This is a genomic window from Pelagibius sp. Alg239-R121, assembly GCF_947331435.1.
In the GTDB taxonomy this organism is placed as follows: Bacteria; Pseudomonadota; Alphaproteobacteria; order Kiloniellales; family Kiloniellaceae; genus Denitrobaculum.
In genome coordinates this window covers 395,772-419,485 of the sequence record NZ_CAMZOF010000003.1, presented here as the reverse complement: position 1 = coordinate 419,485, position 23,714 = coordinate 395,772, and the positions used below count along the sequence as shown (strand labels likewise).

At 57.8% G+C, this 23,714-nt stretch carries 22 protein-coding genes; 7 read left to right on the top strand and 15 right to left on the bottom strand.

Features of this window, described 5'->3' with window-relative positions:
• Window positions 1-3 precede the first annotated feature (3 nt).
• From otnK to QMZ18_RS12245, 3 genes are read left to right on the top strand one after another with little or no spacing between them, the layout of a single operon-like run.
• Window positions 4-1,278, top strand: coding sequence for a 3-oxo-tetronate kinase (otnK, locus tag QMZ18_RS12255; protein ID WP_282606580.1), 1,275 nt, complete (start codon window positions 4-6; stop codon window positions 1,276-1,278).
• Complete coding sequence (locus QMZ18_RS12250; RefSeq protein WP_282606579.1) at window positions 1,275-1,925, top strand: aldolase; 651 nt, start codon at window positions 1,275-1,277, stop codon at window positions 1,923-1,925. The genes otnK and QMZ18_RS12250 overlap by 4 nt, the downstream gene beginning before the upstream one ends.
• Window positions 1,925-2,689 (top strand): hydroxypyruvate isomerase family protein, encoded by a 765-nt coding sequence (locus QMZ18_RS12245; RefSeq protein ID WP_282606578.1) that lies wholly within the window; start codon window positions 1,925-1,927, stop codon window positions 2,687-2,689. The genes QMZ18_RS12250 and QMZ18_RS12245 overlap by 1 nt, the downstream gene beginning before the upstream one ends.
• Window positions 2,690-2,701: 12 nt before the next feature.
• Here the strand turns inward: QMZ18_RS12245 and QMZ18_RS12240 are convergent, their stop codons facing one another.
• From QMZ18_RS12240 to nhaC, 6 genes are all read right to left on the bottom strand, one after another.
• Window positions 2,702-3,199, bottom strand: coding sequence for an Lrp/AsnC family transcriptional regulator (locus QMZ18_RS12240; protein WP_282606577.1), 498 nt, complete (start codon window positions 3,197-3,199; stop codon window positions 2,702-2,704).
• Between the two features lie 36 nt (window positions 3,200-3,235).
• Window positions 3,236-3,958, bottom strand: coding sequence for a haloacid dehalogenase type II (locus tag QMZ18_RS12235; protein WP_282606576.1), 723 nt, complete (start codon window positions 3,956-3,958; stop codon window positions 3,236-3,238).
• Between the two features lie 490 nt (window positions 3,959-4,448).
• Window positions 4,449-5,606 carry a substrate-binding domain-containing protein gene (locus tag QMZ18_RS12230; RefSeq protein ID WP_282606575.1) on the bottom strand — a complete coding sequence of 386 codons (1,158 nt, stop codon included), beginning with the start codon at window positions 5,604-5,606 and terminating at the stop codon, window positions 4,449-4,451.
• Window positions 5,607-5,657: 51 nt separating this feature from the next.
• On the bottom strand, window positions 5,658-6,788 hold the full coding sequence (locus QMZ18_RS12225) for an ABC transporter permease (RefSeq protein WP_282606574.1): 1,131 nt from the start codon (window positions 6,786-6,788) through the stop codon (window positions 5,658-5,660).
• On the bottom strand, window positions 6,788-7,549 hold the full coding sequence (locus QMZ18_RS12220; protein ID WP_282606573.1) for an ATP-binding cassette domain-containing protein: 762 nt from the start codon (window positions 7,547-7,549) through the stop codon (window positions 6,788-6,790). The genes QMZ18_RS12225 and QMZ18_RS12220 overlap by 1 nt, the downstream gene beginning before the upstream one ends.
• 398 nt (window positions 7,550-7,947) lie before the next feature.
• On the bottom strand, window positions 7,948-9,387 hold the full coding sequence (gene nhaC / locus QMZ18_RS12215; protein ID WP_282606572.1) for a Na+/H+ antiporter NhaC: 1,440 nt from the start codon (window positions 9,385-9,387) through the stop codon (window positions 7,948-7,950).
• 370 nt (window positions 9,388-9,757) lie between these two features.
• On the opposite strand from nhaC, the gene QMZ18_RS12210 reads away from it, so the two are divergent.
• A complete protein-coding gene (locus QMZ18_RS12210) occupies window positions 9,758-10,189 on the top strand; it encodes an Lrp/AsnC family transcriptional regulator (protein WP_282606571.1) in 432 nt (143 codons plus the stop codon).
• Between the two features lie 25 nt (window positions 10,190-10,214).
• On the opposite strand, the gene QMZ18_RS12205 is transcribed toward QMZ18_RS12210, so the two are convergent.
• Complete coding sequence (locus tag QMZ18_RS12205; RefSeq protein WP_282606570.1) at window positions 10,215-11,123, bottom strand: LysR family transcriptional regulator; 909 nt, start codon at window positions 11,121-11,123, stop codon at window positions 10,215-10,217.
• Window positions 11,124-11,294: 171 nt separating this feature from the next.
• Between QMZ18_RS12205 and QMZ18_RS12200 the strand changes: the two genes are divergently transcribed.
• From QMZ18_RS12200 to QMZ18_RS12190, 3 genes are all read left to right on the top strand, one after another.
• The gene (locus tag QMZ18_RS12200; RefSeq protein ID WP_282606569.1) at window positions 11,295-12,599 is read left to right on the top strand and encodes an FAD-binding oxidoreductase; all 1,305 of its coding nucleotides are present in this window, start codon (window positions 11,295-11,297) and stop codon (window positions 12,597-12,599) included.
• Between the two features lie 27 nt (window positions 12,600-12,626).
• On the top strand, window positions 12,627-15,044 hold the full coding sequence (locus QMZ18_RS12195) for an FAD-dependent oxidoreductase (protein ID WP_282606568.1): 2,418 nt from the start codon (window positions 12,627-12,629) through the stop codon (window positions 15,042-15,044).
• 220 nt (window positions 15,045-15,264) lie between these two features.
• Window positions 15,265-15,864 (top strand): LysE family translocator, encoded by a 600-nt coding sequence (locus QMZ18_RS12190; RefSeq protein ID WP_282606567.1) that lies wholly within the window; start codon window positions 15,265-15,267, stop codon window positions 15,862-15,864.
• Between the two features lie 11 nt (window positions 15,865-15,875).
• Here the strand turns inward: QMZ18_RS12190 and QMZ18_RS12185 are convergent, their stop codons facing one another.
• The 8 genes from QMZ18_RS12185 to QMZ18_RS12150 all read right to left on the bottom strand — a co-directional run bounded on the left by QMZ18_RS12185 (window position 15,876) and on the right by QMZ18_RS12150 (window position 23,678).
• Window positions 15,876-16,868, bottom strand: a complete 993-nt coding sequence (locus QMZ18_RS12185) for a Gfo/Idh/MocA family protein (RefSeq protein WP_282606566.1) — start codon at window positions 16,866-16,868, stop codon at window positions 15,876-15,878.
• 394 nt (window positions 16,869-17,262) lie between these two features.
• Entirely contained in the window at window positions 17,263-18,210 is a 948-nt protein-coding gene (locus tag QMZ18_RS12180) for a 2-hydroxyacid dehydrogenase (RefSeq protein ID WP_282606565.1), read from the bottom strand.
• Window positions 18,211-18,248: 38 nt separating this feature from the next.
• Window positions 18,249-18,680 (bottom strand): heme-binding protein, encoded by a 432-nt coding sequence (locus QMZ18_RS12175; protein ID WP_282606564.1) that lies wholly within the window; start codon window positions 18,678-18,680, stop codon window positions 18,249-18,251.
• Window positions 18,681-18,730: 50 nt separating this feature from the next.
• Window positions 18,731-19,975 (bottom strand): CaiB/BaiF CoA-transferase family protein, encoded by a 1,245-nt coding sequence (locus QMZ18_RS12170; protein WP_282606563.1) that lies wholly within the window; start codon window positions 19,973-19,975, stop codon window positions 18,731-18,733.
• A 3-nt stretch (window positions 19,976-19,978) separates the two neighbouring features.
• Window positions 19,979-20,767, bottom strand: a complete 789-nt coding sequence (locus tag QMZ18_RS12165) for an enoyl-CoA hydratase/isomerase family protein (protein ID WP_282606562.1) — start codon at window positions 20,765-20,767, stop codon at window positions 19,979-19,981.
• Between the two features lie 9 nt (window positions 20,768-20,776).
• Window positions 20,777-22,057 carry a TRAP transporter large permease gene (locus QMZ18_RS12160; RefSeq protein ID WP_282606561.1) on the bottom strand — a complete coding sequence of 427 codons (1,281 nt, stop codon included), beginning with the start codon at window positions 22,055-22,057 and terminating at the stop codon, window positions 20,777-20,779.
• The gene (locus QMZ18_RS12155) at window positions 22,054-22,587 is read right to left on the bottom strand and encodes a TRAP transporter small permease (protein ID WP_282606560.1); all 534 of its coding nucleotides are present in this window, start codon (window positions 22,585-22,587) and stop codon (window positions 22,054-22,056) included. The genes QMZ18_RS12160 and QMZ18_RS12155 overlap by 4 nt, the downstream gene beginning before the upstream one ends.
• Window positions 22,588-22,700: 113 nt before the next feature.
• Complete coding sequence (locus tag QMZ18_RS12150; RefSeq protein WP_282606559.1) at window positions 22,701-23,678, bottom strand: TRAP transporter substrate-binding protein; 978 nt, start codon at window positions 23,676-23,678, stop codon at window positions 22,701-22,703.
• Between the last annotated feature and the right edge of the window lie 36 nt (window positions 23,679-23,714).

Below are 23,714 nucleotides of genomic sequence, written 5' to 3'. Positions count from 1 at the left end.
TTCATGTCCGTCGTTCTCGGCTGCATTGCAGATGATTTTACCGGCGCTACAGACCTCGCCGGCCTCCTGGCCCGAAGCGGCGCCCGGGTATCACTTAGACTCGGTGTTCCCGACCAGGCACCTGGTAATACTGAAACCTCCAGCTTTGAAGTCATCGCCCTCAAATGCCGAACGGCACCGGTTCAAGAGGCAGTCGATGAGGCGAAGTCCGCGCTCGGCTGGTTGCGTACTGCGGGTGCGTCGCGATTTTTCTGGAAATACTGCTCGACCTTCGACAGCACCAACAGGGGTAACATCGGTCCAGTTTCAGAGGCCTTGATGTCAGAGTTGGGCGCGACGCAAACCATCTATTGTCCGGCCTTCCCCGAGAATGGCAGAAGCATCTTCATGGGCAGTCTTTTCGTCGGCGAGCAGCCTCTGCACGAAAGCCCCATGAAAGACCATCCTCTTACGCCCATGCGCGATTCAAATCTGATGCGGCTGCTGGAACCGCAAGTGAAAGGAAAGGTCGGGCTTGCCAATCGTCTTGTTGTCGACCAAGGCGTGTCCGCTCTGCGGGACCGTCTTGCCGAACTCCAGGCCGAGGGCATCGCTCATGTGGTTGTGGATGCCGTGGCCAATGCCGACCTGGCAATCATCGCCGAAGCCTGCCGGGACATGCCGCTGATGACAGGCGGCAGCGCGGTCGCCATGCCTCTCCCCTCACTCTATCTGGCTGACGGCGCCCTAGCGGCAGACGCCCCCAAGGCAGAGAAACCACAGCTTGCGGCTGGCCAAATCGTGCTTTCGGGCAGCTGCTCGGCCATGACCCGCAAACAGGTTGCCAATTTTTCCGCAGAGGCCACCGCGTTGAAGCTTGATCCTCTGGCTCTGGCGGAAAATGGCACGAGCGCAGCACACGACTGGCTCGCGCAACAGCCCGTTGAAGCCGCAAAGATTATCTACGCAACGGCGGAACCGCCTGAAGTTGCCGCCGCACAGGAACGCCTCGGCGTGGAAACGGCCGGCAAGCTTGTCGAAGACGCACTTGCCGAGCTGGCGGTGCAGGCCAGGAACGCCGGTGTCCGGCGCTTCGTCATAGCCGGCGGCGAAACTTCGGGTGCCGTGACCAATGCGCTGGGGGTCAAGCAAATGACAATCGGCCCGGAGATTGCGCCCGGCGTACCCTGGACCTGGTGCAGGAGCGACGGCCACGACATTGCCCTCACCCTTAAGTCGGGTAACTTCGGACAGGAAGACTTTTTTACCCGTGCCTATGATGTGCTGGATACGCAATGAGCGAAGAAGCCCAAATCCGGGAGCAGATGTGCCGGCTGGCCAAGTCCATGTTCGATCGTGGACTGACCGGTGGCGCATCAGGGAACATATCGGCCCGGCTCTCCGATGGACGCCTCCTGGTATCGCCGACCGGCAGCTGTTTCGGATTCCTGGATCCTGCGCGCCTCTCTCTATTCGACGATGAATTCCAGCAGATTAGTGGTGACAAACCAACGAAAGAGATGCCGTTACATTCCGCGTTTTACGAAACCAGGGGCGCAAAAACCGGAGCCGTCGTGCATCTCCACTCGAGCCATTCAGTCGCCTTATCCCTGATGCCGGAGATTGATCCGGAAAATATGCTGCCGCCCCTCACCGCCTATTCGATCATGCGGCTCGGCAAGGTCAAGCTGTTGCCTTACTTCATGCCCGGAGATCCCGCGATGGGAGAGGCGATACACGGGCTGGCCGGAAAACGCAGCGCCGTCGTGCTCGCCAACCACGGCCCCGTTGTCGCAGGCAAAGACCTTGAGGCAGCGGTTTACGCCGTAGAGGAACTTGAAGAGACCGCGAAACTTGCCTTACTGACACGCGGCGCAAACCCAAGGTTGCTCAGCCAATTGCAGATTGCGTCGATCGTGGAAAAATTTGATGTGGAATGGAACTAATGTCGGGATTTTCAGCGAACCTCGGATTCCTCTGGACTGAACTCACCTTACCCGACGCCATTCGCGCTGCAGCCGCTGCTGGATTCGATGCAGTCGAATGTCACTGGCCCTACGATACGCCGGTTGAAGCCGTTAAATCCGCACTGAATGAAACCGGGTTGCCGATGCTGGGCTTGAATACGGTCCGGGGAAACGTCGCGGCTGGAGACAACGGTCTTGCGGCGCTTCCCGGACGCGAAGACGAAGCCCGCGCGGCGATCGATCAGGCCGTTTCCTATGCTCAGGCGATCGCTGCGCATAACATTCACGTCATGGCCGGCTTCGCTCAGGGCGCCGATGCGCGCGAGACCTTCATTACAAATCTAGGTTACGCCTGCGACGCGGCCTTGCCCCACGGCATTACCATTCTGATTGAACCCCTGAACCACCATGACGCGCCCGGCTACTTCCTGAACACCGCCGATCAAGCAGCTGAGATTATTGAGGCGGTTGGCGCACAAAATCTTAAGCTGATGTTCGATTGCTATCACCTGCAGATCATGCAGGGCGATATCACGCGGCGCCTCGAACAATTCATGCCTCTCATCGGTCACATTCAGATCGCAGCCGTGCCTTCGCGCGGAGAACCCGGCGACGGCGAACTCGATTACCGGCACGTCATGCAGACGATCCGTTCGCTCGGCTTTACTGCACCGGTCGGTGCCGAGTACAGGCCGGTCGCATCAACGGAGGCCGGCTTGAGCTGGATGCAGAAGATCGCGTGAGTCTGTCAGCGGCTAAAGGTCATCATCAGGCAGGATCGATTTCAGCGGTACACTATCCTTGTTGATGAGGGATTTGATGACCACGTAGCTGAAGTATTTTTTGACCCCTATGTTGCGTTCCAGGATGTCTTCGACGATCTCCTGGTAATGCGCAATATTGCGGGCCACAAACTTCAGAAGATAGTCGTAACCACCGCTCACCAGGTGGCATTCCTGGATGCTTTCATAGCGGCGGATTTCAGCCTCGAATTTGATGAAATCATCCCGGCGGTGACCGTTCAACGTCACCTCAGTAAAAACGACGACATGATCCGAAAGCTTGGCGAGATTGATTCTGGCCGCGTAACTCTGGATATAACCGGCCTTTTCCAACCTCTTCACACGTTGCAGGCAGGGGCTCGGCGACAAGCCCACCGCCTCTGCCAGCGTAACATTCGTCATATCGCTGTTTTGCTGTAACTGCGCGAGGATATTGATGTCGATGCGGTCGAGTTTCGGGCGCTCCTTCATTTCATCGCTTCTCTCAACATCGACTGCAGCCGGAATTCAGGCCCTGAGCGATTCTTGATGCGCTTTGGCCAGATCCGCCATGCTGTTAAAGCGGAAGTCATACCTTGGCATATCCCCGGGGTTCATCGTTGCACCAAAGCCCGTTTGATCGTAGCGGCGGTAAATCCAGCACGACGCCAGACCATGCCGATTTGCAGGACCGTGATCGTGGAACATACTTTCCGCCGTATGCAGGATGTCCGTTTTCTCGATTCCGAGGCTCTCGATCTTTGCCAGCATATAGTCGAAATTACGGTCTGACGGCTTATAGGCGCCAACATCTTCCGCCGTGTAAATCGCATCAAACTCAACCTGCAGCTTTTCGTTGCTGGCGGCGAAACTCACATTGTCGACGTTGGAAAGGATGATCAGCTTGTAGTGCTTTTTCAAGTATTGCAGTGCGCCCGCCGAGTCCGGAAAGGCGGGCCAGTTTTTCACCGAATCCCCGTAGGTCAAACACGCATCCCAGGACACCGATTGCCCCCATTCCTCGGCCAGCCGGCGATAGACGATGGGCAGAAGCTTGCGATAGGCTTTGCCGGGAGTCTGGCTCTGTTGCGAAGATTCGTGCCGCGCATGGGCTTCCAGAATTTCATCGCGTGACAATGTCCGGTCGAGCCTAGAGGTCAGGGGTTTGAGGCCTTCGACCATGCCGGATTCCCAATCGATCAGCGTTCCGTAACAATCAAAGGCGAGCGCTTTGAAATCGGTCAGTTTCATCTGCTTAGTTCCCTAATGTCGAGAAGAGTGTCGAGCGTTTTGACAGGCCGGTCAATGAGCGGCTTGGCTTCAGCTTCGGTCGTGGAAAAGAAAGGCGTGAAACGTAACCCGGCGCCCCTTGGAAGGATCAACGCGGCCCTCGGGGAGATCAACAAGGTCACCTCGCGGCGCTCGTGAGCGCATAGGCGGACGGACAGGGGGCACTCGATCTTTGTCGAGCAGTGAAAACGACAGCATTTCACATCACCTCACAGGTTTGAAGACGAGGAGATCATGCGCTATCGGATGCCGACAATTTTACCGATTAAACCGGCGAGACAGTACGAAATGCCGATTGCACAGCATCATCAGCATTTCGTGCTGTTCCAGAAACATGGCAATGCTGAGCCGGCGGCGGATTCAAACTACGAGAGTCTGATCGTTTTTCGCTGAACCAGAGAAAACGACCAGACTCTTTATCACGTGTTTTGAGGTCGAGACGCCGAATAAATCAGCGTTTGAGAGCACCAACGCCGGAGAAACGGAACGCTTCCTTCTCCAGGTTGTCGATTTCCTCGTTGCTCAGTTGATCGTGCGCCACGGTGATACGGCCGAGGAACACCAGCGGCAGTTCTTCCGAACGTCCTTCCAGGTCCGCCTTGATTGCTTCGGCGGTTGCCGCCCCAACGTCGTCGCCCATGCGCATGGGCGTGGCATCCAATTCACCGCGGCGAATGGCGTCGAGTTCCAGCCCGGTTCCGCCCCACCCGGTGGAAAAGACTTCCTTGTGCTTCCCGGCGGCGACTTGCGCTTCAACCGAACCCATTGCCATCGCGGTGTTGGCGTTATGGATGACGGTCGCTTCCGAATAGGCCTGCAGGATGAGGTTGGTTCCGTCGAAGCCGCCTTCACGCCGATACTCGCCATAGTGCTCGTAAACGACGTTCCAATTGCCCTTTTCGGCGACACAGTCCTTGAAATCCCCCGAGCGCTGATTATCGGTGACACCCGGAATGCCGCGGTTCATGGCATAGGTGACGTCCTTGCCAAGGCGTTCCAGCATGTAACTGCAAATCACCTGGGCCCCGTAGGCCGACGAGAAATCGAACCAGGCTGCCGGCTGCTTCTTAAAGTGCTTCAAAGGTGTGTGGAAGGCCCAGACATAGGTTACGAAGTCTTCATTGCCAGCCAGCTTCTCGATATTGTCGGCCTGGGTCGCCAGCTCCGAAGGACCGAAGATTACGTAGTCGTAGAGATCCGCGTCCTGCTCCACCTGCGTGGCGTAGGTAGACTGCAGTTCATGCTCGATCTGGCGCGACGCGAACTCGGTGGTTTCATACTTGATTCCAAGCTGCTCGAGCCGTTTGGTCAGAGCGAGATAGTTGCGCGCCCAAAAGTCGGATACGTCGGCCGAAGGATATATGAGTGCAATCTGGACCGGTTTTTCCAAGCTCCCCGTAAACTTGACGGCCTCCTTGCCCGTCGCAGCCTGAAGGGCTTCGAGCTTCCCCGAGACATTGACCTGCTCCGGCAGCCAATGATCGCGCTGGTCGTCGCCAGGCAGCGACTTGAGCGGCAGGTCCTGCGCAGCCACAGAGCCTGCGATGAGTGCCGAGGCCGCCAGAAGAACGCCGGCCGACCCCAAGGATTTTGCTGACATCATTTTCATTTTTCTTCCTCCCAGACGTGTTGGAACATATGTCGCACGGCCCACCAAAGGTCAGCCGCTGGGCACTGATCCGGTTGAAAACAGTGACCCAATAACCAACAAAACGACGGTACCCGCAGCGAGAACGCCGCCGAGTTTCATCAGCTTGATATTGTCGGGTGTCGTAAAAGCATTCAGCAGGCCCTTTGCACCATCCCGGTCTTTCTTTTGCAGCCAGGTGTAGAAGGCAACCGAGAGAATGATGACCACGCCCGAGGCGACCGACTGCCAAAAGAACTCTATGCGCAGGGTCACCAGGGCGTTGATCATCATGGACAGCAGCAGAACCCCGGCGAAGGATCCGAGCATGTAAGCCCGCCCCCCGAAAAGAGATGTCCCGCCGACGACGACGGCGGCGATCACGTGCAGATTAAAATAGGGCGCCGAGGTTGCCTGGATGGCATTGAGTTTCCCCGTCAGCATGACGCCGGCGAGCCCTGCCATCGCCCCCATCAGCACGTAGGCATAAACCTTATAGCGATCGACGGCGATGCCGGTCATTTCCGCCGCTTCCGGGTTGGAGCCAATCGCGATGGAGTACCGGCCGAACCAGCTTCGGCGCAGAATGAAGGCGCCGATCAGAAAAGCGAGTATCCCGATGATCACCGGGATGGGCAGAAAACCTGGTAAACGACCGCGGCCGATATCGGTGATGAGATCAGGAAAGCGTGCCAGCACCAGGCCCTTGGCGAGCACAAGCGCAAAGCCGCGATAGACCAGGTCCATGGCAAGCGTGCCGATCAGATCCGGTACCCTGAATTTTGTGATCACCAGACCGTTGATCAGTCCGAAGATTCCGCCGATGGCGATCCCCAGCAAGACCGCGATCCAGGCTGGAAAGCCAAACTCCTTAATCGCGAAGGCCATGATAATACCGGTCAACGCAGCGACGGAACCAATCGACAGATCGATGCCGCGCTGTGTGATGACAAAGGTCATGGCCATGGCCAGCGGCATGTAAAGCGCGGCCTCAAGCAGGATGATGTTGAGGTTGGACAGGCGGAAATAGCGCGCCGGCTCGGCCACCCCCATGAAAGCGAGGATCATCAGGATCATGACCATCGGTCCGATGATCGCCAGATAAGGGTCGAGACGTTCCTGCAGTCCTTTTGGGGCGGAAACCGGCATATCTGTCTCTCCCATCAGGCTGCTTCCGCCGCGCCAACGATCAGGCCGAGTACTTCCTGGCGAGACGTCTGCCTGGTGTGCACGACATCGACACGCCGGCCCCGCCGCATCACCTGGATACGGTCGGATATGGCAAAGACGTCATCCAACGAATGGGAGATCAGCACGATCGCAAGCCCTTCCTCGCGCAAAACTTCGATGAGTTTGAGCGTGCGGGCGGTTTCCTGTGGTCCAAGTGCCGCCGTGGGCTCGTCCATCACCAGAACCCTGAGATCGGAATGGTAGACGGCACGGGCGATTGCAACGGCCTGGCGTTGCCCGCCCGAGAGGCTTTCAGTCGGCACATCCATGCTCCTGAGCCGCACCCCGAGACGCTCCAACAGCACCCGCTCGGCTTCGACCCGCATCCTTCCATTGTCGAGGTAACGAAACCCCAGGAAGGACTTGGTCAGCTCGGAGCCCAGAAACATGTTGGCCGCAGGATCAAGATGATCGGCCAAGGCGAGGGTTTGATAGACGGCATCGATACCCAGCTCGATTGCTTCGGAGTGACTGTTCATGGACAGGGCCTGGCCGTCCATTTCGATCGCCCCTTCGGTCGGCTGATAGACACCTGTCAATATCTTGATCAGCGTCGATTTGCCTGCACCGTTATCGCCGACAATGGCCAACACCTCGCCAGGGCAAACATCAAGATCGACTTCCTGCAGCGCAGTGACGCCGCCAAAACGTTTTGAGATTCCGCGCATCGATATGATCGGGGTCGCAGCTGGCACTGTCGTTCCTCCTGGCACTCGCACATGTTTTTACCGCCGCGTGTCTGCGCACGCGGGAGGGAGGAATTGTGCCCCAGCGACAGATTTTAGCCTTCCAGGGAAAACTGTATGAAGACGTCTGCTCACAAGGGTTTAGCTGTATTCGATATGAGCTTCAGATGGCATCGGGCTCCTCCCAAACCCCAGACATCAGGCAGCGTGGCGAGGATGTTACGTGATAGTTATCGATAACATCAAGTGATTTTGTTATCGATAACATCGAACTGCCGACATTAACCTCCTGCCCGACCAGGTTGGCTCGGCCACTCAACTGGGTTCGGGAGGGAACAGACCGTCGGTACAATCATCGGTCCCGACACATCAACGGGACGCGCCAGGACCGATCGTTGCTCTACCGGCTAGTCGGCGCCCTGTTTCACCGGAGCCGCTTCATCGCCCTGTTCATCAGCCCTGTGGATGGTCCAGCCAAACACACCGAAGGTGATGGTCACGATCGGCGAAAGCCAACAAAAGAAGTTAAAGGGGAGGTAGGCCAAGGTCGCAACGCCAAGCGTTGCGGTCTGAAACGCACCGCCCGAGTTCCAAGGCACAAGGTTGGCCGTAACGGTGGCGGAATCCTCCACTGCACGGGACAGGTTTTTGGGATGCAGGCCCCGGTTTCTATATTCTTCTGCATAGGTGCGGCCCGTCATGACGATTGCCATGTACTGATCGCACAACAGCATGTTCGCGCCGATACCCGTGAGCGCGGTTGAAGCGATCAGCGAACCGGTGGAGCGGGCCCTCTGGAGAATACCTGCCGCCAGCACACGCAATTGCCCGGTCCGTTCCATGATGCCGCCAAACATCATCGCAACGATCACCAGTGAAATCGTGTAGAGCATGGATTCCAAGCCGCCCCGGGAGAGCAGCTCATCGACCGCCGCGACATTGGTTTCCGATTTGAAACCACTGAAGGACACGGAAATTACATCGCTGTAGGAAGCGCCCTGGAACAGAACCGCCAGGAAGATGGCCGCCAGCGCGCCCGCGGCGATGCCGGGAATTGCCGGCACCTTCTTGAAGGAAACGACCATCACCAGCGCCGGTGGAATAAGCATGATCGGATTGATCAGGAAATTCGCATCCAAGGTGACCAGGATTTCTTCGATCTGGGAAAGGTCGGAACTCTCACTGCCGAGCACGATGCTTAAGACGATCTCTATGATGAGCGTCAGGCCAAAGGCCACACCTGTCGTGTAGGACATATGCTTAATGTGCGTGTAAAGGTCGGTTCCGGCCATCGCCGGTGCCATGTTGGTCGTATCGGAAAGCGGCGACATCTTATCGCCGAAGTACGCACCTGACAGAACCGCACCTGCAACGACAGGTAAAGGCAGACCTAACCCCGAGCCGATACCGATGAGCGCAACACCAATCGTGCCACTCGTGCCCCAGCTTGTTCCGGTCGCAAGCGATGTCAGAGCGCAGAGCAACAGGGCTGTCGGCAGAAAGATACTCGGACTGAGGATCTGCAAGCCGTAGTAAATCAATGACGGCACCACTCCTGCCAAGATCCAGGTCCCGATCAGGATGCCGATGATCAGAAGAATGACAATGGCCTGAAGAGCGTTGGTGATTCCCCCCAACATGCCGGATTGAACGGTTTCCCATTTGAAGCCGCATCTCCAGGCGACGAGACAGGCAACGATAACCCCGATCAGCATCGGTACATGCGGGTCTGTTCCATAGATCGCGATGGAGACCGAGATGCCGATTACAAGCGCGAGCATCGACAGTGCCGCCTCCCAGATAAGGGGAGCCCGCGCTCCCTCGTCGCCATGTCCGTCAATTGTCATGATTCCCTCCCTAACCGTTTGTCTGTTGGTTGCCAGTTCAGCTGGCACGGAGCGCTTATCATTCCTTCAAGTGGCTGGACGGCCTTAGAAACGTCGCAGAGCTTAGCTCATCCGGCGTGTTCACCCGGATGTCAAAGAACTGATCGAACGGAGACCTTGCCGTTTGACACCGGCCAATCCGCCAGAAATAGGCAGTCCTAAATTTTAGATATTTTTGAGCGGGCGTCGCCCGTTAGCGAACAAAGGAACGTTAAAGCGTTAACCAAGTTCGATTCTGCTTTTTCTGGAAGTGACGTAAAGTCGGAGAATTGCAATAAAAGACAGCAAAATCTTCCAATTTGATAAGCTTATCTATACAAACTGATAAGAAGTGGATGATTTAGATTACAAATTGGTTCAGCTATTGCGACAGGATGCACGCCTTCCGGTCGCAAGCCTGGCGTCTTTCACCAAAGTCTCGCGGGCGACCGTGAAAGCGAGAATCGATAAGCTCGTCAAAAACGGGATCATCGAAAAATTCACCCTGCAGATGGGATCTGAGGTCAGAAACGCAGCCGTTCGCGCCATGGTTCTGGTCGAAGTGCATGGGCGCAAAGAAGAGCAGGTCAGTCGCGAACTTCTAAAAGTCCCCCAAGTGCATACCGTGCACAGCACTAACGGGCGTTGGGATCTGATTGCCGAGTTGGAAGTTCAGGACCTCCCGACATTCGACCGCACTCTCCGCAAGATCCGCTCGATCAGCGGGATCTCAAACACCGAGACAAATATCCTGCTTTCCACGCGGCGGCCCTTCGGCTTCTAGGGTTGGTCGTTTCGCGCAGAGTTGATCATGACGAACATCCGTCCCGGTCGCCGAACCATCCAACCGTGAAATCCTTGTAGGCTTCAGCAGCAGGCGACAGGGCAAAGCGCCGTGACCAGGCCAACAAAATCCGGTGCGTTGGTTCGACGTCGGCAATCGGCACACTTACCAGCGGCGAGCCGTCGTAGCTGACATTTGAGGCGGGACGGCTGTGAACCAGTGAAATGCCGTAGCCGTTGGCAACCAGTCCACGCAAGGTCTCGAAGGATTCAGCAGTCCGGGCGACTTCCGGATGCAGTCCACGGCGGTGGAAGAGATTTAGAAGGTAACGCCGGCTCTGACTGTCGCTGGCGAGTATCAAGGGTTCGCCGGCCAGCCGCTCCAGGGTCAGTTTTCTACGCGCCGCCCAGCGATGACCGGCAGGCAGAAGCACATAAGGCGCCAACAGGGTCAGTGTCGTCTGCTCAATCTCCTCCGGCAAACCGATGTCGTAATCCAGCATCAGATCAATACTCCCCTCACCCAGCAGGCGTGGCAGCTCGTCAAACCCGGTTTCCCGGAACTTCACCCGCACATGAGGAAAACGGTCTTCAAAAGCCTTATTGAGCGCGGGCAAATAGTGCGGCGCCAATTCGGCAAAGCAGCCGAGTGAAACCTCGCCCGCGACAGTCCCGCTTTCGCGCCCGAACAACGTGAGTTCCGCGGCATGGTTCAGCAGATGCCGGGCTCGGACGATCAGTTCACGTCCAAAGGGAGTCGGGCTGACTCCCCTGCCCTTGTGACGCACGAAGATCTGCTGTGCGTAATCGGCCTCAAGCTGCGCAATCGCCGCCGAGATGGCAGGTTGCGAGATGTTCAACGCGGCGGCCGCTTCCGTCACGCTTTCATGATCGGCGGCGGCGACCAGATACCTAAGTGCACGGAGTGTCAGCACATCAATATTTCTGATTTAATAGATCTATTTAAATTATTTTATCCGAACTACGGAGTCGTGCACAAGATCCAGGCTGAAACATCGAATCAGGTCGCCAACGGATAACAACAGGCGTCCGATCAGTGCTATGCCGGAAAGATAGCGGCCTGCACGTCTGTGGGGAGAACCAGCATGACCAAGTCATACGACGCGATCATCATCGGCGCCGGCGTCATCGGCGCCTGCACCGCATTCGAGATGGCGAAGAAGGGCCTCAAGACTCTGAACGTCGACAAGAACGCCATGGCCGGCTACGGCTCGACATCAGGCTCCTGCGCGATCATCCGCACTTACTATTCGGTCTTCGACACCTGTGCACTGGCCTACGAGGGCTGGCATTACTGGAAAGACTGGTCCAGCTATCTCGGCAGCGAAGATCCGCGCGGCATGATCAAGTATCACGACACCGGATGTCTGGTCATCAAGACGGAACACAACCACCAGCTCAGCAAGATCTGCGGGATCATGGACCGCATCGGCTGTCCTTACGAACATCTCACTCCGGACGAAATGAAAGCCAAGCTGCCGATCATGGATACGCACCTCTTCGGACCGGCCAAACGGCCTGAAGACCCAGGCTTTTGCGAGCCGACGGGCGAGAGCGTGATCGGCGGGGTCTTCTTCCCGCGCGGCGGCTATGTCAGCGACCCGGCGCTTTCGGCCCAAAATGCGGAACATGCAGCCAAACAGCAGGGCGCAGATTTCCTTTATAATGCGGAAGTTTCCGAGATCCGCCAGGCCAACGGACGGACCGCAGGAATCACTCTCAAGGACGGCATGCAGATCGATGCGCCCGTGGTGGTCAATGTCGCCGGACCACATTCCAGCAAGATCAACCAAATGGCCGGCGTGTTCGAGACCATGAAGATGAAGACCCGCGCACTCAGGCATGAAGTCGCCCACGTGCCGTCACCGAAAGGCTTTGACTTCGAAGCCAAAGGATACGTCTATTCGGACAGCGACATCGCCACCTACTGCCGCCCCGAGCTGGGCAATCATATCCTGATTGGTTCCGAAGATCCCGAGTGCGATACCCGCGAATGGGTCGACCCCGATAACTTCAGCCGCGACTTCACCGATCAGTGGCAGGTCCAGGCCATGCGCATGGCGCAGCGCTTTCCCGAGATGGGTATCCCCTCGAAAATGAAGGGCGTGGTCGAGCTCTATGATGTCACCGACGACTGGATCCCGATCTACGACAAGACCGACCTGCCAGGCTTCTACGTCGCGATCGGCACCAGCGGCAATCAGTTCAAAAACGCGCCTGTCGCCGGCAAGATGATGGCAGCCCTGATCGAAGCTTGCGAGAGCGGCATCGATCACGACGAGACGCCGGTGGAGTTCCATCTGGAGCACATCGGCCACAAGGTCTCGGTCGGCTTCTATTCGCGCAATCGGGAAGTCAACCAGGATTCCAGCTTCTCGGTCCTGGGATAAAAAGTCGGAATTAAGGGAGACAGGGTCATGAAAAGCCATATCCGCGTGGCCGTCATCGGCGGTGGTGTCGTCGGTTGCAGCGTGCTCTACCATCTGACCAAGCTCGGCTGGAACGACGTGATGCTGATCGAGCGCTCGGAGTTGACCTCGGGTTCAACCTGGCATGCCGCCGGCGGCTTTCATACTCTCAATGCCGACACCAACATGGCTGCGTTGCAGGGTTATACGATCCAGCTTTACAAAGACCTGGAACAGCTCTCCGAACAGTCCTGTGGCCTGCATCACGTCGGCGGTTTGACCTTAGCCACCACGCCCGACCGCATGGACTTCCTCAAAGCAGAGCGCGCGAAACACCGCTACATGGGTCTGGAAACCGAAATCGTCGGCCCCGAGGAGATCAGAAAGCTCTCACCCATCACCAATACCGACGGCGTTATTGGGGCTCTTTACGATCCATTGGACGGCCATCTCGATCCTTCGGGGACGACACATGCCTACGCCAAGGCGGCCCGAAAGGCCGGTGCGGAAATCGTTCTGCGCAATCCAGTGTTGGAAACCAACCCACGGCCCGACGGTTCCTGGGAGATCGTCACCCAGCAGGGCACGATCATCGCCGAGCATCTGGTCAATGCCGCGGGACTCTGGGCACGTGAGGTCGGGGCGCTCGCGGGTATCTATCTGCCGCTTCATCCCATGGAACATCAGTACCTTGTCACCGAGGAAACTCCGGATGTCTATGAGCGGGACAACGAGCTTCCCCATGTAATGGATCCGGAAGGCGAGAGTTACCTGCGTCAGGAAGGCCGCGGACTGGTTATCGGTTTTTACGAGCAGAGCTGCGATCCCTGGGCCGTCAAAGGCACACCCTTGGACTTCGGGCACGAGCTGTTGCCGGACAATCTTGACCGGATTGGCGACTCCCTGGAACTGGCGTTCCGCCGCTATCCGGTTTTGGAGTCTGCGGGCATCAAGACCATCATCAACGGCCCCTTCACCTTCGCTCCTGACGGCAATCCACTGGTCGGCCCGATTCCGGGCCTGCGGAATTACTGGTCGGCCTGCGCCGTCATGGCCGGATTCAGTCAAGGCGGCGGTGTAGGATTGACCCTGGCCGAATGGATGGTCGAAGGCGAGCCATCGCGCGATGTCTTTGCCATGGATGTCGCTCGCTTCGGCGACTGGATCTCGCCTGGCTACACCCGGGCCAAGGTACGCGAGAACTATCAGCGCCGGTTTTCAGTAGGCTACCCCAACGAGGAGCTGCCGGCCGCCCGGCCCTATCAGACCACACCGGCCTATGGGATCTGGAAAGATCAGCGCGCCGTCTTCGGTACCGCCTACGGCATGGAGGCGGTCAATTATTTTGCGCCGGAAGGAGAACCCCTGTTCGAGACGCCATCCTTCCGCCGCTCCAACGCCTTTGAAACAACAGCCGAGGAATGCCGGGCCGTGCGGCAAGCCGTCGGTATCAATGAGATTCACAACTTCGGCAAATATCTGATCACAGGACCCGGCGCTGAAACCTGGCTCGACAGCATCATGGCCGGGCGTATTCCCAAGATCGGCCGCCTGTCGCTGACCCCGATGCTCAGCCCCAAGGGCAAGTTGATCGGTGACTTCACTGTTTCCCGCCTGGCCGAAGAGAGCTTCCAGCTCACGGCATCCTTCGGCGCCCAGGCCTATCACCTGCGCTGGTTCTGGCAGCACCTGCCCTATGAAGGCGTTTCGGTCCAAAACGTCTCAACCAAACGGATCGGGTTTCAGATCGCCGGCCCCAAAGCACGGGAACTCCTGAGCCGTGTGGCCATGGCGGATGTCTCCAACGCTGCCCTGCCCTTCATGGCGATCCAGGAAATGGATGTCGGCCTCTGCCGGGCACTGGTGCAGCGGGTTTCCTACACTGGGGATCTGGGCTACGAGATCTACGTCGATGCGGAAGACCAGGTCGCGCTGTACGAAACTTTGAGCAAAGCGGGCGCCGGCCTGGGCCTTCGTCCCTTTGGCATGCGCGCGATGATGAGTCTGCGGCTGGAGAAAGCCTTCGGATCCTGGATGCGCGAGTTCAAACCCGACTACATGCCGGCCGAGACCGGCATGGATCGCTTTGTCTCCTATAACAAGCCCGTAGACTTTATCGGCAAAGCCGCCGCCCTGGCCGAAAAGGCCGCTGGACCAACGCGCAGGATCTGCAGCTTTGTCGTCGAAGCCGGGGACGCGGACACCTGGGGTGACGAGCCGATCTGGCACGACGGCAAGGTGGTTGGTTTCGTAACCTCGGGCGGATATGCCCATCACGCACAGAAGTCGGTCGCACTCGGGTTCCTGCCGGTTGAACTCATCGAAGAAGGACGTGAAGTCGAAATCGAGATCCTGGGCCAGCACTGCAAAGCACACCTGATCACTGCGCCCCTGTTCGATCCGAATGCTGAACGCATGCGGGGCTAAGGTTGCCTAGGTTGAGGACTCCTATTCCTTGACGGTCTTGATCGTATTTTGGGCGACAAGGAATAGGAGTCTTCAACCTAGCGATCACCTGACTGGTCCATCATCTGCCTAGCCCGTCATCTCCCTGGCGCACCACCGGATAGGATTGTATGGGGGCAATGTCGGCGTTTACAGCTTTCTCCAATTATGTCAGCATTACTGTCCTTATTGGAGAAAGCCAATGCCCGTCGACACTTTTCTCGCCCTGCTGGTCTTCGCCTTCGTGTCCTCGATCACGCCAGGCCCGAACAACGTCATGCTGCTGGCATCGGGTGTCAATTTCGGGTTCTGGCGGACCGTGCCGCATATGTTCGGGATCGCGGCGGGGTTCGGGTCCCTGCTGCTTTGCGTGGGCTTCGGACTTGGCGCACTGCTGACCGGCTTTCCTGCCCTCGGTATCGTATTGAAAGTACTGGGCGGCAGCTATTTGCTTTATCTCGCCTGGCGCATTGCTATGTCGCGGTCCATGGGTGGAGCAAAAACCACCACCGGCAGAGATCCCATGACCTTCGCCGCTGCGGCGGCCTTTCAATGGGTCAATCCCAAAGCCTGGATGATGTCGGTCACGGCCATGTCTGTCTACAGCAGCCCAGACGCGCCTTATCTCTCGGTTTTTCTGGTGGCCGCTGCCTTTGTTGTGGTGAATTTTCCCAGCGTCTCGACCTGGGTAGGATTTGGCACCGTACTCAGGGCCTTCCTGGCAGATCCAAACCGGCTCAAATGGTTCAATATCGCCATGGGTTCGCTCCTGGCGCTGACCATCTTCCCAATGTTGCGGTAGGTAGCTGAATTTCAGCCTTTGGCGAGCCGTTCGAAATCCGAGTCACTGTTGGCGCTCATCACGAAGCTGGCGTGCTCCTGAAGCTTCCGGGTGACCGTTAAAGCTGCTTCCAGGGCCTGCCGGCCTTCTTTTCCGCCCACCAATGGGGTCTGATTCTCCAGAATGCAGGTAATGAAACTTTCGATTTCCTGCTCAAGGGCGTCGACCTCTTCATAGCGATGCTCCGCAATGTCGACACCCGGTATCACGTTACCTTTGGCGGCACGCCGCACGACGTTCAAAGACTGCTCGTCGAAGTTCACGCTCAGATAGTTGCTCGGCTGGAAGATCCGCATACGCCGTTCGGTCTTAAAGCTGATCCGGCTGGCGGTAATGGTGGCGATGCAGCCATTGGCGAATTTGATCCGGGCGTTACAGATATCTTCGTTTTCGCTGAAAACCGGAGCGCCGGCGGCATCGATATCCGTGATCGGCGCATCGATCAGCGAAAGAATTAAATCGATATCGTGGATCATCAGATCCAGAATCACGTTTACGTCTGTGCCACGCCCCTGAAACGGCGTGATCCGCAGAGAATCGATATAAAGAGGCCGGTTGGCGTGGCTGCGCAACGCACCCGCCACGCCCGAAAAGCGCACGAGATGACCGACCTGAAGAATGCGGTCTTTTTCCTTGGCCAGATCAATCAGGGAATCGGCGGCTGCAAGCGTATCGGCGATGGGTTTCTCGATCAAAACGTGGAGGCCGTGCTTAAGGCACTCGCTCGCGACAGCATGGTGCGCATGAGTCGGCACCGCGATACACACAGCCTCGACCTCGCCCAGAAGTTCCCGGTAGTCGCTTACCGCTCTGACGCCGAGCGAGTCGCCGACTGCCTTGCCGCGTGTTGCGTCGATGTCGGCAACCGCGCAAAGTTCCGCCCGCTCGGAAGCGGCGATCTTCTGCGCATGAAACTTGCCGAAGTGACCGGTTCCGATCACAGCCATCGGCAGCTTGCCTGACATAAAATGAACCTCCTACCCCGACCGCATGTTTCAGGCGATCGAAAAACTGCTCGCGCAGTCCTAAAGACGGCACCCCAGCAGCACAAGCATTCTTTGCGCTTACGGGCCGCTTGTCCACGGGTTAATGATGGCAAAACGAAGCACCTGCAGTTCGCTGGAGCGCGATCGTTGTTGGCAGAAGCAGTCAAGAACGTGAATCGCCCTCTCACCCTATGAAGGAGAGGCTGATCCGCGAATTTCACTAAAAACAGGGAAAAACGACCAAGCGCTATATAGGAAAATCGCTAGTTCTCTGAAATTACGGGGAATTTTCCGAAAAGAACCTGGGAATCTCGCCACAAGCGGATTCGGATTGAAGTACAACAATCCCGGTGCGCCGGTCTCAGAGCGAGGTTTACGACGTCGGCGCCGGTGTAATCAGGGGTTTTCCGGCGAAATAGGCTTCCAGATTGGCCAGAACCAGCTGTCCCATGGCCATACGTGTTTCCGTTGTGCCACTGGCAATGTGCGGCGTCAGGATGACGTTATCCATGGTGAGCAGTGCTTCGGGCACCTTGGGTTCGTCGGCGAACACATCAAGGGCAGCAGCGCCTAACTGACCCGCTTCCAGGCTTGCGACGAGATCCGCTTCGCATACGACGGAACCGCGCGCGATATTGACCAGCAGGCCATCCGGTCCAAGCGCCGTGAGAACCGACGCATTGATGAGATCTTTCGTGCTGGAGCCACCGGCACAACAGACCACCAGGACATCGCTTTCACCGGCCATGCCGACGAGATCATCGCAGTAGCCGGCCGCGACAGCCTCCAAGGGTGCAGGCTCGTGATAGAGCGCGGTGATACCGAAAACCGATAGCAGTTTGGCGATTTCCCGGCCAATGCGGCCAAAACCCAGAAACCCAACGGTTTTCGCCCGGATGCTCCAACCCAGAGAGAGTTTCGCACCACCGGCCCAAGTTCCCTCCCGCACAAAGCGGTCGCCTTCGACCAGCTTACGGCTCGCAGCCAGAATCAAGGCCACCGCCATATCTGCCACACCCTCGGTCAGGACCCCCGGCGTGTAGCCGACAGAAATGCCACGCGCTTTGGCTGCCGGCAAATCAACGGCATCCAGCCCGACGCCGTTGATGGAGATCATCTCCAATGCCGGTAAGGCATCCATCAAAGCGGCATCGGCACCGAGGCTGCCGGTCGTCACCAAACCACGCGCCGACGACGCCGCGTCCAGCGCCTTCTGACGGTCCCCGGCTTCCCACAAGCGATGGAGCCGGTATGCAGTTTCCAGCGCGTCCATAATCGGCGGGGGTCCCAAGCGCGACAGAACAACGACTTCGGGCTTCATGGATAACTCCATCTAGAATTGGGGGTGAGATGATAAGACTACCCAACGTCGGCCGTAAATCCAGCCGCTTCCACACCGACGACAGCGCAAACCTCGTCGTTGTCTGAGCTGTCACCGGTTACCCCGATTGCACCAACCGCTTTGCCATTGCCGTCGCGGATCAGAACCCCGCCAGGAACCGGCACCAGATTGCCATCGGCCAGACCGTTCAAAGCATCGACAAAATAAGGCTGCTCCTGCGCGCGCTTGAAAAGGGTGCGGGTACCTGCCCCCACCGCAAGCGAGCCATTGGCCTTTCCCTGTGCGATCTTCGCGCGCAGTGTCGAAGTCCCGTCTTCCCGCTCCAACGCCTTTAACTGTCCACCGGCATCCAGAACGGCAATCGTCAGGGGCTTGAGTTCCATCTCACGCCCCTTGGCAAGGGCTGTCGCAATAATTTGACGCGCCTTCTCGAGTGTCAGATCGGTCATAAAAAGTCCTGTTTTCAGATGAGGCCGGAAAGTCGGGTCCCTGAATTCAGCTACCCGTTGTTGGATGAGTTTGGCTCGACGCCGTCATCCGCAATGACCGCGCCCTTGGTGATAAAGCTCTCTATCCTGTCTTTGCTGAAACCCGCCTGCTCCAGGACTTCGCGCGTGTGCTGCCCGAAGAGCGGCGCAGGCCGTTTAACACCGCCCGGCGAGCCGTGGAACTTCACGGGAGCGCCGATGGTCTTTACGGCTCCCGCAACAGGATGCTCGGTCTCGACCACCATCTCGCGCGCCAGGGTCTGCGGATCCTGATGCATATCGCCGATGGAGAGCACCGGACCGGCGGGAACGCCCGCCGATTCCAAAGCGGCGATCCAGTCTGCCGTTGCTCTCGCCTGAAAGTAGCCATTCAGCACAGTCTCGAGTTCCAGGCGATTTTCCATGCGGGCCCGATTGGTTTCGAACCGCGGGTCGCGCTGAAGATCCTCCGCGCCGATCACGCGCAGGGTGCGTTCCCAGTTGGTCTGATTTGCCGCGCCGAGGTTGACCCAACCGTCTTTCGTCCGAAAAGCCTGATAGGGCGCGTTCAAGGGATGTGCAGAACCCATGGGCCCGGGCGAGTCACCGGTCGCAAAGGCAATGGCTGATTGCCAGTAGGTATGGGTGATGGCTGCCTCGAAAAGAGAAGTATCGACCCTTTGTCCCTCGCCCGTCTTGAGTTTGTGCGCATAGGCCGACGCGCAGCCCATGGCAGCCAAAATCCCCGCGGTTATATCTGAAACCGGCGCCCCGACTTTCACCGGCGGCCGGCCAGGCCCCTCGCCGGTGATGGCCATCAGCCCCGACATACCTTGGGCGATCAAATCAAAGCCGCCGCGATCGGCATAGGGACCGGTGCGTCCAAAGCCGGAGATCTCACAGTAGATCAGACCGGGATTGAGTTCCCGCAGGGTCTCGTAACCCAAACCCAGTTTTTGCATCGTGTCGCGGCGATAGTTTTCGATGACGCAGTCGGCGTCTTTCAGCAGGCTTAGCAGGACCGACCTGCCGTCTTCGGACTTGAGGTCGACGGCGATCCCGCGCTTGTTGCGGTTCATCATCATGAAGGCCGCCGACTCGCCCTTGATATCCGGCGGCAGGAATCGGCGTGAATCGTCGCCGCCCTTGGCCTTTTCGACCTTGATCACATCGGCGCCCATGTCCGCCAGCATCAGCCCGCAAACTGGACCGGCCATGATGTGGGCAAGCTCGATGACCTTCATTCCGGCAAGTGGACCGCCCGGTTTCTCAGACATCGTTCAGCGTCCCTGCCAGTCCGGCTTGCGTTTGGCCAGGAAGGCTTCCAGCCCTTCCTTGAAATCGGCACTGGTGTAGCAGAGCGTAACGAGGTCATGATCATCCAGATCGGCCTGCTTTGCGCGCAGCCGCCGCAAGCCTTCCTTAGTGGCCTGAAGTGTTAGGGGCGCGAAGCCGGCCATCAGGCTCGCCAATTCTTCAGCCCGGGTCATGACGGCCGCACGGTCGTCCAGGATCTCCGAGATCAATCCGATCGATTTTGCTTCCTCAGCACCGACAAGGCGGGCGGTAAAGATAACTTCCCGCGTCCGGCCTGCACCGATCAAAGCAGTCAGGCGCGAGAGGTTTTCGACCGAGAGGCAATTGCCCAGCGTGCGGGCAATGGGAAATCCAAATCGAAAATCAGCCGCAGCGATCCGTAGATCACAAGCGGCAGCGATACCGGCACCACCACCGGTGCAGGCCCCATGGATTGCAGCGATGGTCGGCACGCTACAACGCTCGACAGCGCCCAGAACGTCGTCCATCTGCTGCTCGTAGTTCAGGGCATCTTCGGCTGTCGAGAAACTCCTGAACTGGGCAATGTCGGTCCCCGCCGCGAAGGCCTTGTCACCGGCACCGCAAACGATAATCGCCTTCAATCCATCTTTATCGGGTGCGTCCCGGCAGATCTCCGCGAGCCTCCGGTACATCCCGAAGGTCAGGGCATTGCGTGCCTGCGGGCGGTTGAAGGTGACCAGTCCGATGTCATCCTTCACCTCATAGAGGATCTCTTCGGATTCTTCAGTCACGGCGCTTCCCTACCTGTAGAAATAATCGACCAGAAACAAAGGTACCATCGGGACATAGGTGCAGAGAATAAGAACCGCGAGCAGAACGCCAACAAAGAGCACGTTCATGCGGCTGACTTCCCAGATGTTGGCCTTGGCAATGGAACAGGCGGTAATCAGAACCGAAGCCACCGGCGGCGTCTGCTGACCGATGGCCAGGTTTAGCGTTACCACGAGCCCGAAATGAATCGGGTCGATCCCCGCCTGCTGGATGAGCGGCACCACGATCGGCACAACAAGGATGATCGCCGCCGCCGAATGCAGAAAGAAGCCGATGATCAGGAAGAAGACATTGAGGATCGCAAGAATGACGTATTTGTTGTCGGTGAAATCGATAATCGATTGGGCGATTTCCTGCGGAATTTGAGCACGCGTGAGGAATCCGCCCATCAGAACAGATGCGGCGACCAGCAGCATCACGACTGCGGTCTGCATACCGCCTTCCAGCATCGCGACTTTGAGACGGCCGAAGTCGACCTCCCGGTACCAGATGCCGATAATGATCGAGACGATGACTGCCAGCCCGGCCGCTTCCGTCGCGGTCACATAACCACCGAAGATCCCACCCAGAATAATGACCGGCAAGGCAAAGGTCGGCAGGGCATCCAGAAAGGTTTTGCGCACCTGCGCCAGATTGAAGGCCTCTTCAACCGGCAAATTATACTTCCGCGCCGAGTAGTACGCGACGCCCATCAAACCCGCGGCACCGAGCAGGCCGGGCACAACACCCGCCACAAAGAGCTGCTCAACCGACGTTTCAGCCGAAACCGCGTAGAGAATCATGGGAATCGAAGGTGGAATGATGATGGCGAGAGACGCTGAGGAAGAGGTTACGGCAGCTGCAAAAGCCTTCTTGTAGCCGCGCTTCTTCATTTCCGGAATCAGGATCGAGCCGATCGCCGCCACGTCCGCGACCGCCGAGCCAGAGATCTCGGCAAAGAAAAGCGACACGCCGATGGTCACCATGGAAAGACCGCCGCGCACAAAACCGAGCATGGCACTGACGAAGGCGATCAGGCGCCGTGATATGCCGGAGGCGTTCATGATCGCCCCTGCCAGCACGAACATGGGAATGGCGATCAGCGAAAATTTGGTCGAGCCGTCGTACATATCCAGCGCAACGGTTACCAGGCTGCCGACACCCTCGGTGGCGAGCAGACCGAGCACGCCCGAAATGGCCAGTGCCACCGCGATCGGCACGTTCAGACAAATCATCACGACCAGTGCAAGGAACATCAGAAAGACGATCATGATCTGGCGCCTCCCTCGAACTCGTCACCATCGACCTCAGGATGCTCCGAGGACTGCCCGCTCATCACCGCTTTGAAGTAGGCTGGCGCGCTGAGTAATTCCGCAATAATGAAAAGGATCGCGCCGATCGGAATGACCGACTGCGTGAGCTGGATCGGTACCCATGTCAGACTGACCAGCGTTTCTCCTTCGAGAACCTCGAGCACTTCGAATCCGGCCCAGGCCAACAGGATAAAAAATCCGATCACCAGTACTTCGGCAACCAGAACGGCCACCGCGCGCAGTCCTTTAGGGATTGCCATAATGACGGAATCGAAACCTATATGCTGCCGCCGTAAGGCCGCCAGCGCCGCGCCGTAGTATGTCACCCACGCCAGGGTGATCGAAGCAACCTCGTCATACCATGACAGCGACGCATCGAATTTTCTGTAAACGACTGCGATCACGACGATAGCCGTTAAACTGATCATCAGGATGATCAACACCCACTGCAGGACGGCGTCGAGCGCGCGCGATATCCCGGAAAGCAATGCTTTAACCCCTGTTATCCCGACCTAATTCGCGTGAAAGGCAAGCCGGTGCCGCAGCGCGAACACCGCAACACCGGCTCATCACCTTGGTTCAGATTTCAGCTTGGACAAATTTACTGCGCCAGATCCAGAACAGTTTTGACCAAGGCCGCACCGCCATCGACCGAGCTCGAAAACTCGTCATAGATCGGCTTGGAGGCATCGACAAACGCCCCTTTATCGGCGTCGTTTACCGTAATGCCGCCGTCCTTGAGTTTGGTCAGCAGATCGGTCTCAAGCATCGCAGCGGTCGAATAGACGTAAGCCTGCGTTTCCTGAGCCGCCTCGCTCAAGGCGTCCTGAACATCCTGCGGCAGCTTGGCGAAGTGCTTTTCGGAGGTCAGTACATAGGCAGGTGTGTAAACATGCCCGGTAATGGAGAGATACTTCTGCACCTCCTGGAACTTCGCGCTCCAGATCTGGGCATAGGGGTTTTCCTGACCATCGATCACGCCGGTCTGCAAGGCCGTAAACACCTCCGAAAAAGACATGGGGGTCGGGTTCGCGCCGTACAGCTTGAACATCTTAACCCGCCAGGCCCCCTTCGGCGTACGAAGTTTTACCCCGGCAAGGTCGGCAGGTACGTTGATCGGGCGCGTGTTGTTGGTGATGTGACGGAAACCGTTCTCCCACAGCGCAAGGATCTTGTAGCCCTTGGCGTTGGCCGCAGGCTGCAGAACCGAGTCCATGATCGCGCCCTCGACCCGCTTCATGTGACCACGGTCCTTGATGATGTAGGGCATCTCGAAGACACCGAATTCATCTGCCACCGACGACATGACCGACGACGGCAGCGAGAAGTGAACTTGTCCGAGCTTCAGTTTTTGTAACAGCTCTTTGTCTTTGCCGAGCTGGCTTGCGCCGAACACAACAACTTCGGCTTTGTCGCCAAGCTTGGCATTGGCGATGCGGGCAAACTCATTAGCAGACGCGGCGAAGAGAGACCCCGGCGCTCCGACATGTCCGAATTTCAATTGGATTTTATCTGCGTAAGCACTACTCGAAATGGCGGCCGCCACTGCGGCTGTCGCCAGAAGCTTTATAAGTTTCATTGTCATCCTCCCATTGTGCCGCTCTGGTGTCGTACC